The 13817-nt window shown below is 46.6% G+C and carries 13 protein-coding genes; 3 read left to right on the forward strand and 10 right to left on the reverse strand.

The genetic code is table 11. The annotated features are described in order from the left end of the window. Positions 1-99: 99 nt before the first annotated feature. The 3 genes from HG547_RS04580 to HG547_RS04590 all read right to left on the reverse strand — a co-directional run bounded on the left by HG547_RS04580 (position 100) and on the right by HG547_RS04590 (position 2604). Positions 100-564 (reverse strand): DUF1456 family protein, encoded by a 465-nt coding sequence (locus HG547_RS04580; RefSeq protein WP_037422212.1) that lies wholly within the window; start codon positions 562-564, stop codon positions 100-102. Positions 565-694: 130 nt separating this feature from the next. After that, complete coding sequence (locus tag HG547_RS04585; protein ID WP_169547132.1) at positions 695-1978, reverse strand: Nramp family divalent metal transporter; 1284 nt, start codon at positions 1976-1978, stop codon at positions 695-697. Between the two features lie 83 nt (positions 1979-2061). Next, positions 2062-2604: a PH domain-containing protein gene (locus HG547_RS04590; RefSeq protein ID WP_169547133.1), complete on the reverse strand. Its 543-nt coding sequence runs from the start codon at positions 2602-2604 to the stop codon at positions 2062-2064. Between the two features lie 203 nt (positions 2605-2807). Here HG547_RS04590 and HG547_RS04595 point away from each other — a divergent pair, with 203 nt between their 5' ends. Both HG547_RS04595 and HG547_RS04600 read left to right on the forward strand, forming a co-directional pair. Then, positions 2808-5393 carry a TonB-dependent receptor gene (locus HG547_RS04595; protein WP_037422221.1) on the forward strand — a complete coding sequence of 862 codons (2586 nt, stop codon included), beginning with the start codon at positions 2808-2810 and terminating at the stop codon, positions 5391-5393. A gap of 117 nt (positions 5394-5510) precedes the next feature. Next, on the forward strand, positions 5511-6140 hold the full coding sequence (locus HG547_RS04600; RefSeq protein WP_169547134.1) for a glutathione S-transferase family protein: 630 nt from the start codon (positions 5511-5513) through the stop codon (positions 6138-6140). Between the two features lie 70 nt (positions 6141-6210). Here the strand turns inward: HG547_RS04600 and HG547_RS04605 are convergent, their stop codons facing one another. From HG547_RS04605 to HG547_RS04620, 4 genes are all read right to left on the reverse strand, one after another. Next, positions 6211-6711: a DUF4447 family protein gene (locus HG547_RS04605; protein ID WP_169547135.1), complete on the reverse strand. Its 501-nt coding sequence runs from the start codon at positions 6709-6711 to the stop codon at positions 6211-6213. 41 nt (positions 6712-6752) lie between these two features. After that, positions 6753-7160 (reverse strand): SMI1/KNR4 family protein, encoded by a 408-nt coding sequence (locus HG547_RS04610; RefSeq protein WP_011623923.1) that lies wholly within the window; start codon positions 7158-7160, stop codon positions 6753-6755. Positions 7161-7394: 234 nt separating this feature from the next. Continuing rightward, a complete protein-coding gene (locus HG547_RS04615) occupies positions 7395-8180 on the reverse strand; it encodes a RelA/SpoT domain-containing protein (RefSeq protein ID WP_169547136.1) in 786 nt (261 codons plus the stop codon). A 212-nt stretch (positions 8181-8392) separates the two neighbouring features. Next, complete coding sequence (locus HG547_RS04620; protein ID WP_169547137.1) at positions 8393-10477, reverse strand: M13-type metalloendopeptidase; 2085 nt, start codon at positions 10475-10477, stop codon at positions 8393-8395. A 345-nt stretch (positions 10478-10822) separates the two neighbouring features. On the opposite strand from HG547_RS04620, the gene rsuA reads away from it, so the two are divergent. Continuing rightward, a complete protein-coding gene (gene rsuA, locus HG547_RS04625; protein ID WP_099457505.1) occupies positions 10823-11512 on the forward strand; it encodes a 16S rRNA pseudouridine(516) synthase RsuA in 690 nt (229 codons plus the stop codon). An 84-nt stretch (positions 11513-11596) separates the two neighbouring features. Here the strand turns inward: rsuA and HG547_RS04630 are convergent, their stop codons facing one another. From HG547_RS04630 to HG547_RS04640, 3 genes are read right to left on the reverse strand one after another with little or no spacing between them, the layout of a single operon-like run. Further along, complete coding sequence (locus tag HG547_RS04630; protein ID WP_037422234.1) at positions 11597-12553, reverse strand: DUF4097 family beta strand repeat-containing protein; 957 nt, start codon at positions 12551-12553, stop codon at positions 11597-11599. Beyond that, positions 12550-13128 carry an anti-sigma factor gene (locus HG547_RS04635; RefSeq protein WP_169547139.1) on the reverse strand — a complete coding sequence of 193 codons (579 nt, stop codon included), beginning with the start codon at positions 13126-13128 and terminating at the stop codon, positions 12550-12552. Before HG547_RS04635 ends, HG547_RS04630 begins: the two co-directional genes overlap by 4 nt. Continuing rightward, a complete protein-coding gene (locus HG547_RS04640) occupies positions 13128-13661 on the reverse strand; it encodes an RNA polymerase sigma factor (RefSeq protein WP_169547140.1) in 534 nt (177 codons plus the stop codon). Before HG547_RS04640 ends, HG547_RS04635 begins: the two co-directional genes overlap by 1 nt. Between the last annotated feature and the right edge of the window lie 156 nt (positions 13662-13817).

Consider the following 13817-nt stretch of genomic DNA (forward strand, 5'->3'; position numbering starts at 1 on the left):
AGATTGATGCTTTAGAAGAAAAAAATCCGAATATCATCGCTATTCGGATTTTTAATTTTCAGGCTAATCTTAGCAAGATTTGCATTGATACTAGCTGGATTACACGCCGCGATATTTCAGTGAGAGACCACGGATAAAGTTGCGCAGGATCTGATCGCCACAGGCTTTGAAGTTTTTATGGTCCGGGTTGCGGAACAGGGCACTTAATTCAGATTTAGACATTTGCACTTCGGCGAGCGCTAGGGTTGCCACAATATCTTCCTCACGCATTTCGAGGGCAACACGTAATTTTTTGAAGATTAAGTTATTGTTTAATTTTGATACAGGTTTAGGAATTTCAGCACCTTCACGTAGACCACGCTTTTCGATGATTAGACCATCTAAAAACTGACATAGGGTGGTATCGTTACAGGCTTTATAACCTTCTTCCTCTTCTTTGCGCAGTAAGTTAATCATCTCTTCGGTGGAGACTTCTCTACCCACTTTGGCAAAAATCTTAATCATTTTGGCGTTGCTAAAATCGAATACGAAGCGCAAACGGCGCAAAATATCATTGTTTATCATGGTCATCTCTAGGCGCGGCTGCGCAGTCTGGTTTAAGAGCAGATAGTATATACCCAAACAACCTGAAGATGCAGGATTCAGCGGTATTTGTGGTGTTAATCATTAATATCACGCTAGTGTTGAACACCTGCTAGGCCTTTACCCAGTACCAGTAAATAAAAAGTACGGCAAAAATAAGTAAATAACTTAAGCCTATCCAAGAGAGGCATTTCATCTTTGTACCGTAGCGGTCTGCTTCTGGGAGTTGGCTGCTGGTCATTAAGCGATAATTTAACCATGCAAAGACGACAGTGGTCATAAAGGCCAAGATCATCACAAACTCCAGTAATGGCAGCAGTGCGCCCTTAAAAAACAGGATGAGCATTAATCCTAATGCGCTTACGCTGAGCATGATGCCCGTCAGGCGTTTGTCCGATTGGGCTTCGCTGACTGCCGAGTATGACAGCAGTTGCCAGCCCATGTTCAAGGTTCGGCTATAGCCATCGATGACGGTGACAGTGGTGCTGAAAATACATAAAAATGCCACTATGCCAATCAAATATCTGCTTTCACCGCCCATGACTTGGCTATATAAGTTGATTAACTGATTTGCAAATTGGGCACCCGATTCAGAAAAATGTTCGCCGCTGCCATGCATTACCAGGGCGCCCAAGGCTAGAAAGACCACTGCCAGCAGGGCGGTGACGATATAGCCTAAGTTAAAATCGAGCAGAGCTTGGGATGGTGTTACCGGTGAAGTCTTTTGTTTTTCCAGCAACCACAATGAATTCCATGCGCTGACTTCAATCGGTGCAGGCATCCAGCCCATCATGGCGACTAAAAATCCTACATGGGCCCACTGCCAAGGAGAGGGGGATATAAACTGGCTTGCTAGCGGTTTTACATGATCTAATGCCAAGGCGACGGCGATTAATGTGGTGAGTGTCAGGGTAAACATGATGATCTTAGTTAGCCTGTCCAACAATGAATAGTGACCTAAAATCAATAACAACAGTGAGCTTATTAGCACCAACAGCGCCAACACATCAATAGGTAAGGGGATAAACTGGGTGAGCATGGCGGCAGTTAACATGCAAACTCCCGCGGTACTGGCGATGGAGGCTATCACATTGAGGCCTGTGAATAGCCATAGATAACCCCGACCTTGCTTAAGATATCCATGCAGCAAACTTTCGCCCGTGGCGGCGGTGTAGCGCGCACCCGCGGCAAAGAAGGGGTATTTCAGCAAATTTACGCCAAGAATGACCCAAGCCAATTGCCAACCAAATTCTGCGCCGGCGCGAGTGGATGATACTAAATGTGAAGCCCCAATCGCTGCGGCGGCCATCAACACTCCAGGTCCCATGGCTTTTATGCCAAGGGCGAGCTGTGCAGTCCAATTGATGGAGAGTGGTTTAACTTCAGAGTTGTCCATGGCGTGGTGCGTACTTCCTTATCGGTGAAAATTTATCTGTTTGATATTAATGCATACATTCTAAATTTGGATCGAATTAACTGTTAAGCATCGTGTTTGGATGCGAGTAAGCCTTCGATACGTTTTAAACTGGCGGTTATTTCGACAAGCTGGCCGAGTAGCGCATTATCGTTTGTAGCTGGTAATGCTTCAGATTGTGGATGCTTGTCACTCAAGCGCTCCTTCTGCTCCAAAATCTGTGCTCTAAAACTAGGGGCATCGACTATGCCCACTAGACTAATTAAGGCACCCGTTCCCGATTGTCCAGCAGTTTCGACTGTGAGTTTATGTAATCCTATTAGGCGCATTATGGGACCTTGGATTAAGGCGATATCGGTGATTTTATCTAAGGGAACGGTATTTTCGGTGCGGGTTAATATGCCTCTACGCACAATAAGTTTTTTGCTGGTAAGACGCGCGCTCATATTGTTGATATAGCGACGCGTCCCCCATAAGCCAAGAGGAAACCAAAGCAATAACAAAGGTATACCTACAATGCTTAGGGTGAAGTAAGCGGCCCCTGCGAGTAACCAATACATGCCTAAGTTGGCTTCAAATTCAGCTTCATGAATCGTTTGTTCTTGCATTTTCGTCCCTATTTTATGCAGTGAGTTGTTAACTATCTTGAGATGTTTGTGCTGAAAAATACATGGTTTTTATTAGTAACAAAAGTTTAACTTTTTTCAGTGGGCCATTGACTTTGTTTCACAACACATTACCTTGAATATTGTTAATAAAAAGTTGAATTAAAGTAAATTAATTCCAACAATACTAAAGTTAGGGAATGCAAATGAAAAGACCTCAGATTCTACCCAATGCTTGTGCTATCGCGATCGCAATGGCGTTTGCCCCGAATGTTAGCTATGCAGCTGAAAATGGTGCTGATAAAGTTGAACGTATTGAAGTGACGGGTTCTCGTATTAAGCGTACCGATATTGAGGGACCGTCGCCGATACAATCCATCGGCAAAGAAGATATTGCTAACATGGGGTTTGACAACCTGCAGCAGTTACTCGAGCGGATGCCTGCGAACGGTGCAGGTGCTTTCTCTACGCGTGGTAACAGCCAAGACTCGACCGCAAACGGCGGAGCCTCGATCAGTTTACGTGGCTTAGGCCCTGACGCCACTCTGGTATTGATCAACGGTCGTCGTGTCGCGGCAAGTGCTTTTGCTGAAGGTATCACTAACTCCTTCGTCGACATTAACAACATTCCGGTTTCAGCGATTGAGCGAATAGATATTCTGAAAGATGGTGCGTCGGCGATTTACGGTTCCGATGCGATTGCGGGCGTAGTCAACATTGTCTTGAAAAAAGACATCGAAGGGATTGAGGTTAACTTAGGTTACGGCGACACCCCTGGTACGGGTTACGATGAAACCACTGCGAGTGTTGTCTGGGGAACCAAATCCGAAAAGGGCAGTGCATCTATTATCCTTGATTACTTTAAAAACGAAACGCTGTCAGCGACCGATTTAGGCCGTTTTGGCACAGCGGATCAAAGTCCTTATGGTGGTGAGGATTTTCGTTCTTCCCGTGGTTTCCCCGGTTATTTTTATGTTGATGGCGTGAAGACTATCGACCCATCCTGTCCGCCCGATCGCGCAACAGCCAGCGGCAGTTGTCTATTCGACTACGGCCCTTACAACCTAGTGATCCCTGAAGCTGAACGTATCGGGGCTATTGGTCAATTCGATTACCATTTCAATGACGATTTAACTGCTTTCCTCGAGTTAGCGGCGCAACATAACTCCTCTATTGCGGGTGGTGCGCCCACACCTCTGGATGAAGATGCGGCCTTAACTGTACCGGGTACCCACCCTAATAATCCTTGGGGCAAAGATATTGAAATCGGTCGTTTCCGTACTGTGGATGCGGGCGCACGCCGTTGGGATATTGAGTCTGATACCCTGCGTTTAGTTGCTGGGTTACGTGGCACTATCAAAACTTGGGATTGGGAAGCCTCGGTACAACGCGGCCGCAGTGAATCGATGCAAACTGGCGATCGTAGCCAAGGTTGGGTCAGAACCGATTATCTACAAGCTGAGATCGATGCTGGCCGCTACAATCCTTTTGGTGGCACGATGAACTCGCAGGATGTGATCGATGCCATCACGACTAGCCTTGTCCGCCAAGGTTTGTCGAGCATGACTTCATATGCGGCGAACATTTCGGGTCAAGCGTTCACGCTGGCGGACCGCGATATTATGATGGCAGCGGGTGTAGAATACCGTGAAGAAAGCGTGAGCGACGTGCCGGATGAACAGTTCCAACGTGGGCTGATTTTCGGTACCGAAGCGGTTTCTGCGGCGGCCTCTCGTGACCAATACGCGGGTTATGTGGAGTTCTCTATTCCAGTGACGGATAACTTTGAGCTTCAACTTGCGGGTCGTTATGACCACTACAGCGATTTTGGTTCAACCACTAACCCTAAAGTGGCGTTCCAATGGGGGATTACCGATGAGCTGACGAGCCGTGGATCTTGGTCAACGGGTTTCCGTGCACCTTCATTAGCACAAATCGGTTTAGGCCCATCTCGCGAAAGTAGCTTCTTTATCGATACTTATCGCTGCGCCGCCGATGGTGTGGATTGTGAAGCGCTCGACTATAACACTGAATTCCAAGGTAACTCTGAGTTGGATGCCGAAGAGTCAGAAACATGGAACTTGGGGATGATTTGGGCACCAAGCCAGAAGTTTGATATCGGATTCGATGTTTACAGCATTACTCAAGATAACAAGATCGATAAGCAGCCATTGGGTGATATTTACACCGCAAACTGTAACGATCAAAACAGTACTGTGTGTGAGCGTTTAGCACCGCAAGTGGGTCAAACCTTAGGTCCTATCAGCATTATTCACTCAAGCTTTATCAACTTAAGCTCGCAGGATGTGCAGGGTGTTGACCTGTCAACCCACTATGGCCTTGAGTTAGATAACTTTGGTGATTTGAAGTTTGGCCTAGAGTACAGCTACTTACATAACTTCGAAAAAGACGGTCTCGATTACACTGGCGAGTACAAGTTCCCACAACATCGTTGGTTGCTCACCACGAACTGGACCATGGATAACTTCGCGGCCAACGTAAACCTGAGTTATATCGGTGAGTTTGAAGATACTCCAGATATCGACTTTGACGGTGTGTTAGACTTCGAAACCAACAAGTCTCGTATGGTGGATGCACAGTTATTAGTTGATATGTCAGGTAGTTACCGTTTCAACGAGATGTTTAAGCTGACATTAGGCGTGAACAACGTGTTCGATGAAGAGCCACCGTTTGCGATTGGTGACGGCGATACCGACCTCTATGGTTATGTGATTTCTGTACACAACCCAATGGGACGTTATATCTATACCAAACTGACCATGAACTTCTAATTAGTCATTGGTAGAGTCATTGGAAACGGCGCTTCGGCGCCGTTTTTGTATTTTACTCTGCCGTGACACAGTGTATCTTCGTTCTCGTTAATCAGTCATCACTAAAAGGACGTTAATATGATCACCTTATATGGCATGCCCCGCAGCCGTGCATTACGAGTCGCCTGGGTGCTAGAAGAGTTAGGCGCCGAGTGGGCCTTTTCGTTTGTGGATATGAATAAGGGCGAGCACCGTAGCGCCGCTTTCTTAACGCTCAATCCCTGTGGCAAAGTGCCTGTGTTAACCGATGATAATCTTGTGTTGTCTGAGTCTGCGGCTATTTGCCTGTATCTGGCGGAGAAGTTTGGCAAGTTGTTACCTGAAGCGGGCAGTGCGGCATCGGGTCTGCATCATCAATGGGTGAGCTTTATTATTACCGAACTCGAGCAGCCTCTATGGACCCTAGGCAAGCATAAATTCGCACTGCCGGAAGCGCAGCGTCATCCTTCTATCATGCCTTGCGCTGTGTGGGAGTTTGATAAGGCGGCGGCCTTGGCTGAAGCTATGCTGCCCGATAGTGACTTTTTACTCGGTGACACCTTATCGGTTGCCGATATTCTGCTGGCGCATACACTGATGTGGGGCACTTTATTTGAGCAGCAGATCCCGCCTAAATTGGCGGCGTATCGCGATAGAATTGCAGCGCGTCCTTCGCGTAAATCGGCGTTGGCCAAAATGGATTCTGTCGCTGCTGCGGCGCAGGCTTAATCTGATTTAGGCATTAAAAACAAAAGGGCAGAAGATTCACTTCTGCCCTTTTGATTAAGTTATTTTGCGTTTATAGCTGAGTCGCCGCCCATTTCGCACGGCTTTCACGGCTCTCACTTAGTCCGTTTTGTTCACGGTAATCTTTATAGGCTTCTACGTCCAAATTGATTAGGCTGACATCCACTTCAAGCACCAGTTTGCATTCTTTTTTAATGCGCCATGCAGCGGTGTTGTATAGCTCAGTTAACGGCAGCGAGCTTAAAAATTCAGGGTTATATTGGGTGTAAACGGCTTGGGTTGGATACACCACGAAGGCTAGGTGACGTTTAGGTTCTTTCTTAAACAAGGCTTCGATGCCGTCAGTGGTATTGAGCACTTGCATCTCGATAATATCGTCGAGATCTAAGAGCTTTTTCTGCGCCAGTTCAGGGGCCTGTGTTTCAGCATTTTCCCACGCTAAGACATCGGCTTCGCTGTGGTTGGTCAGTTGTCCAACTTGAGCCGCACTGAGGCTGAGTGATTGGCGTAAGTAGCTCATTTCGATGGCGTTCAAGCCAATATTTTTAGACATAATGCGGTTCTCAAGTTGATAAAAATAAAATCTCGGTAAAATCAGTATTTGTTTTTAAGCCAAATATCTTCGACCCATTCCCAGAAGGATTCCCAATAGGTATCGGTAAAGTCACCATTTTGCCAGAAGTGAACTTGGCCATCCTGATCGATACAGTAAAAGTCATCGCCCAATTGGCAGATGGCGATTAAGTCCCTTGGCAAGCCTATTGACCAAGCATAGCAGGTGACTTCGGGTAAATAGGTGTGTGAATAGGGATCGGCTGCAGTCACAGGCTCAATCGCACCATAAATCACATCACTAGCATGGAGTAGGTATTCCTTTAATTCCCGTGGCAGCGGGATCAAAATCTGTTCCTCAACCTCCACTAACTGCTCGAATGTCGGTAACTCGAGTGGCACAGGTACGGTTTCACTGCGTTCTTGGAGTTGCTCAATAATGTCGTGCATGGAATGTCCTTAAGGGTCGCCTTATGGCGCGGGATTATATAGGGAAACAAGGCTGGATGCGAGGGAAGGGCTGTGAGCGATAGTGGGCATAGATCGATTGTTAGCGAGATGACGCTTTGGGTTGAGTCTGGGGTTACGCCATAAAAAAGCGCTGGCATCTGTTTTCACAAATAGCCAGCGCAACAGTGGAAGTGGTACAGCGTTAAACGGTTAAGCGATTAAACAAACGGGTGATTAAGCAACTGAGTTAGTCAGCAGCAGTCCTTCATCGACGCGTTTATAGTTCAGCCAAGCTTTGTGATACAGCTTATGGGACTCTTGGCGCAGCTTAGCGATTTGAGCGGTTTCAAATTCACTTAACCCTCGGTGCTGTTTTATCGCGTTCGCCTCAATTTGTTGAACCTGTTCGTAAACCTTGTGTTCTGGGCCGCTTTTGATGTCGGCAATATCCTTAAGGTGTAATTGGACCTCGGCAATCATGCCGCTTTCGGGCAAACGCACCAGTAAGTTAAGGTCGCGATAACCTGAGGCTTTAGGCTCGGCGAAACGGTTTTTCTGTTTTACGACCTGAGCTTGCTCGCTTAAGGCGTAATAGCTTTGCATCAGCTCAGAGATGCTGTTACTGACAATGCTGGCGCGGGCAAGGTCGGTGATCTGGCTTGCATCCCCCTTAAATTTGCTGGCGACCTTCTCGGCGGCTCGTTGATAGCTTTTTACGTCGGGCAAAATCACCTGCGCCTGTGTATCCGTAGTGACTCGTTGCAATAAGTTACCTAGCTCATTTTGGGCAATAGGGGCATTTGAATACAGTTTATCTAAACAGCTTAAAGATTGGCGTGGTGTGTCGAAGGTTTGGGTATTTAGTGCATATAGCCCTTGCAGATCATGGCTTTGAGCTTGCCTTGCGCTATAGCTGCTACGTTCGGCTCTGCTGTCATTGATATCTAGAGGATTGGCTACACCGGTGCGGGTCGATAATAAGAGTAGAAAGATAAAAAAGGTACGAAACAACTTATTCATAACGGCCTACTTCCTTATGGGAGTGATACACATCACGGGAATACCATAGGCTGGAGTGGCTTAATTAAAGCTGAATCAATGATGAAGACTTGTTCATGTTTGGCTTAGGTTCACATTTTTCGCACCTAAAAAAATGGCACCGCTATTGTGAGCGGCGCCATTGCGCTTTCATGATAATGTCGCGTTAACTACAATTTTGAATTAATTTGGCATTACCAAATTTTTACGCGTTTCTCTGGCGCGATATACATTGCATCACCTGGTTTCACATCATAGGTGGTGTAAAACTCTGGCATGTTAGACAGTGCACCCAGTGCACGGAATTCCGCAGGTGAGTGTGGATCTGTCGCTACGCGGTTACGCAGTGCTTCTTCTTTGGCTTTTGCACGCCAAATTTGGGTGAAGCCGATGAAGAAACGTTGGTCGCCAGTCAGGCCGTCGATAACCGGAGCTTCTTTGCCATTGAGTGACTTTTTGTACGCGCGGTAAGCAATAGTCACGCCTGATAAGTCACCGATGTTTTCACCTAAGGTCAGGCTGCCGTTCACGTGCAGATCGTCAAACACATAGTAACCATCGTATTGTGCAATCAGCGCCTTACCACGGGCAGAGAATTCTTCTAAGTCTTTCGCTGTCCACCAGTCACGCATATTACCATCGCCATCGAACTTAGCACCTTGGTCGTCGAAACCATGGCCCATTTCGTGACCAATTACTGCACCGATACCACCGTAGTTGACAGCGTCATCCGCTTCCATGTTGAAGAATGGTGGTTGCAGAATGGCCGCTGGGAACACGATTTCGTTCATGGTTGGGTTGTAGTAGGCGTTAACCGTTTGTGGGGTCATGTGCCACTCGTCTTTATCGATTGGTGCACCTAACTTAGCTAGCGACTTAGCGTGCTCAACTTCGCTTGCGCGAACCGCGTTACCCATCAAATCATCGGCTTTGATGGTCAGCTTGCTGTAATCTTCCCACTTGTTTGGATAACCAATTTTCGGGTTGAATTTCGCTAATTTTTCGGCCGCAGCTTGTTTAGTCGTATCGCTCATCCAAGTCAGATCTTTGATGCTGTCGCCGTAGGCACCGCGTAGGTTTTCAACCAGTGCTTGCATACGCTCTTTAGCTTCAGGTGCGAAGTGACGCTTCACGTAGACTTTACCAACCACTTCACCTAATACGCCGTTAACTGCGGCAACACCGCGCTTCCAACGTGGCTCTTGTTCTTCTTGGCCGTTAAGGATTTTAGAGAAGAAGGCAAAGTTTTCGTTGTCGAAGTCTTCGCTCAAGTTGCTCGCTGCGTGGGTCAGCACTTGCCATTGCATGTAGGTTTTCCAAGTTGCTAGATCGGTCGTTTTGAGGACTTCGTTCAGGCCTTGGATATAGCTTGGTTGGTTAACGATAATATCGGTTTGTTTGTCAGCACCTAATGCCGCTAAGTAGCCGGTCCAGTCGATATCTGGCGCTAAGCTTGGCAGATCTTTAACTTGATAAAGGTTATAGGATTTAGTGCTATCGCGGGTTTCAACCACATCCCAATGTTTAGCGGCAATGGCGGTTTCAAGTGCGAGGATAGATTCAGCACTGGCTTTTGGATTGGCAAGACCTGCTAGCGTGAACATTTTTTCGATATGAGCAAGGTAAGCTTTACGAATATTAACGAAACGCTCTGACTCGTTAAAGTAGTAGTCTTTTTCTGGCAGGCTTAGGCCGTATTGATACAGGTGAGTCGCGTAACGGCTAGAGTTTTTTGCATCGATATCGATGTAGAACGCCATTGGTGTACCTGCGCCCATGATCTGGCTATGGGCGAAGTATTTAACCAGTTCATTTTTATCTTTTAAAGCGTTGATGGCATCAAACTCGCCTTTGAGTGGCGTTACACCTAGTTTGTTTAATGTGGCAGTGTCCATAAATGAACGATAAAGATCGGCCACTTTTTGCTCGTCAGTGCCTTCGGCCAGGTTTGGCGTAGCTGCGACTTCTTCGATAATCGCTTTGACATCGTCACGGGATTTTTCACGCAGATCGTAGAAGGCTCCAATGCTGGTGCGATCGGCTGGAATTTCAGATTTTTTTAGCCAAGTACCGTTAACATATTTATAGAAATCGTCCTGTGGACGTACTGATTTATCAAAGTTTTCAAATTCGATACCAGAACCCAATGCTTTAGTAACAGCGGCAGCTGTAGCGGTTTTAGCGGTTTCGGGCGCGCTAACTTGTGCTGGTTTATCATTACAGGCAGTAAGGCCCGCGATAAGTGAGGCACACAGTCCCCCAATGAGTACTTTTCTCATGTCGTTTCCTTCGAGTTTGTTATTGTGCCCATATCAGGGGCTATTTGGGTTCTAAATGGGATTGCTTCAGGCGCAATGTAACGTATGTTAATGCTTTAGTGGGAATCGAAACAAGGTGATTACACTTTTAAAGATGGATTTATTATCTGGCAGTTGTAACTAAAAATTACCATAACTTAAATTGACCTAAAAAGCAGCAAACATACCGTATGCAAGCATTACCGAGTTAGTAGGTACTTATTTTATTTACGCCGACGCACTGATGTCGTTTTAGTTTAGGCTTTGTCCTTTTATTGATTGGGCTCATAATACGTCAGTTTTCATTTATTGAAGTTGAGTCATCAAGTGCGTTTAGACAAATTTATCTGTGAAAGTACCTCACTTACACGTTCCCTAGCTAAAAAAGCCTTACACCGTGGTGAGATTACCTGTGACGGCGTTGTGGTCAAAGACTCAGGCTTTAAAGTGCTTGAGGGGATGCAAGTATGCCTCGACGGCGAGCCTATTTCCCTCGTTGGTGAGCGTTATCTTATGCTCAATAAACCCGTTGATACGATTTGCTCGACCATAGATGAAGCCTATCCATCGGTATTGAGTTTGCTGGATATCGAAAAGCCTGAAACATTACACATTGCAGGCCGTTTAGATGCCGATACGACAGGCTTGGTGCTTATCACCAGTGATGGTCAATGGTCGCATCGGATCACCTCGCCCAAAAAAGACTGTGGCAAGCGTTATTTAGTGACGTTAGCCGAGCCTGTGGATGAGAGTCTGATTGGCGTCTTTGCCGCTGGAGTGGAGCTCAGAAACGAAGATGGCCTGACAAAACCCGCGGTGCTTGAAATCATTGATCCACAGTTGGTGCGTTTAACCATTACCGAGGGTAAGTATCATCAAGTAAAGCGAATGTTTGCCGCAGTGGGCAACCATGTGGTTGGCTTGCATCGTGAAAGTATTGGCAGAATTGAATTAGATTCCGAACTTGCCCTTGGCGAATGGCGCTATCTGACGAGCGAAGAAATCGCCTCGATTTAACACCATTTGGCTAAAAAAATGCCGCTCCTGATGAGCGGCATTTTTATTGCTATTTTTATCGCTAATTCGCGTTTTCTGATAAGGCTATTGTTTTTTCAGGATCAGATTTCCGCTAATAGTGTCCATCTTCACACTGGCGCTACCAGCACCCGTTTGGAAGCTTAAGGATTCATTCGGCACGTATTTTTGTCTTTGTGGCACATCTTGGCTCAAGCCGTTTTTGATTTTGCCGCCCGGGCCGCCATTGAGCTCGAAGCTAGCATCGGGCACATCGGCAAAGCTTAAAGTCATATCGCCACTGACACTTTCAAGATTGGCTTTATTAAAGGCTTTGGCTAGCGACACTTGGGTGTCGCCGCTAACGGTACGTACATTAACTTCTTTAACGGTTTTAAAGTCGCCATTAATTTCGCCTGAAACCTGCTCGACGTTGACTTTGTCGGCTAAGGTTTGGCTGCTGAGATCGCCACTGACTAAGCGGTATTTAATTTCGCCTTTGCTTTCAGAATCTTTAATCTCGCCAGAAACTGTATCTAACATCACTTTACCTGTTAATCCTTTGGTGGTGATATCGCCTGAGACAGTGTGTAGCGTCGGATTACCCCCCAAATTATCGGCGCTGATATTGCCACTAACGGTATTGAGTTCAAGCTCGCCTTGAGTCTGGCTGATTTGTAGATTAGCTGAAATCGTATCGGCATTGAGCTTAACGGTTTTAGGTACTTTAATGGTAAGCTTTGAGCCATTGTTGTCACTGCCGTTATAGTGGCGTGGCATTTTATCTTCGATATTCAGGTTGTTACCTTTCTGCTCAAAGACAAAACCTTCGCTTAGCTCATCCAAAGTGCCGGTCACGCTGACTTCATTTTTATCCCAGCTTTGAATTTGCACGTCGCCCCGTTGGATTTTGATTTGCAGCAGAGTATCGCTGCTAATGGGTAACTGCTTATCCACACTTTCAGCGGCGAACACGCTGCCCATAAGGCCAAGGTAAAGTGTTGACACTAATAGACTGGTTTTCGTGAGGGTAAAATGGCTCATATGCTATTTCCTTGTGTTGAGTTTTGAATTGGAAGGTTTTGGCCTTGCTGTAGTAAATCGAGTTCACGTTGTTGCACCCAAAGCCAGAGTTGCCAAAGTTGTTTGTCGGTTGGATTAGCCAGCAATGCTTGATAGATCTGTTCGCCTGCGCGGCGTAATTCCGCTAAGCCTTGCTCTAGCGGCGCGCCAAAGCGACTGGTTTGCCACGCGACAAGCGTTGGGGTTTGTTCGAGGCTCGTCACTTGGGCTTGATGTGTCTGGGCAATTTGGTTAAGCAGCGTGTGCAGCGCTTGCTCATCATCCGCCGATTGGCTAGCGATTTGTTCAGGGAGCGACGTTTTTATCGGCGCTTGAGTGTAGAACCCGAAGAACACTGCCAGCACCACCGCTGCGGCAATCGCCCATTGCGCACCTTGCAGTCGCGGCGTTTGGCGACTCGCCGTTTGCGACGCCAATGGCTTATCCATACGTTTTTCGATGCCTTGCCAAAGATCCCGTTCGGGGGTTAAGGCTTTAGGGGCATCATCAATCAATTGCTGGAGTTTGGCCTCGCGGGGATCGTTAGATAAGGACATTACAGCATCTCCTGTAGTAATTGCTTGGCTCTGTGGTACTGGGTCTTACTGGTTCCCACGGCAATACCAAGTAATTGGGCAATTTCTTCATGTTGATAACCTTCAATGGCGCAGAGCACAAACACGATACGCGCCCGCTCTGGCAGTTTGAGGATCAATTTGTCTAACCCTTGATAATGCTCATCTGCGCTTGAATGTTCATCGTCACTCTCCATCGGGATAAAACGCGCCCAAAACGACCTTTGCTTACGGATAAAGCTCAGTGCCTGATTCACACAGATACTGTGTAACCATGTGGAAAACTGGCTCTCTCCCCTAAACTGCGGCAATTTCTGCCAGACCAGAATAAAGCACTCCTGGGTGATTTCTTCCGCCTGCGAGGCTTGGCCAGATAATCGCAGTGATAGGGCATATATCCTTGGATGATGGTGTAAATACAGCTGCTTAAATGCGGCTCTATTACCTTGGCTAGCCAAGGTGATGAGGTCAAATTCTGACATTGCATTGTTGAGTGGGAGTCTCCCTGCCGTCACAGCCTTTTCCTGTCATCTGAGTGAATGTTTATAGATTGGACGCTCTGAAAAGCACAAAAGGTTTGTATCCGATAAAAATAAATTTTTTATCAGTTCATTTAGCATCACTTGTTCGAGTTTTATAGTAAAATTAGCGGCAAAAATTTAGAGTTAAGT

It is taken from the genome of Shewanella sp. DNRA4 (assembly GCF_012843185.1).
Lineage (GTDB): Bacteria > Pseudomonadota > Gammaproteobacteria > Enterobacterales > Shewanellaceae > Shewanella > Shewanella xiamenensis.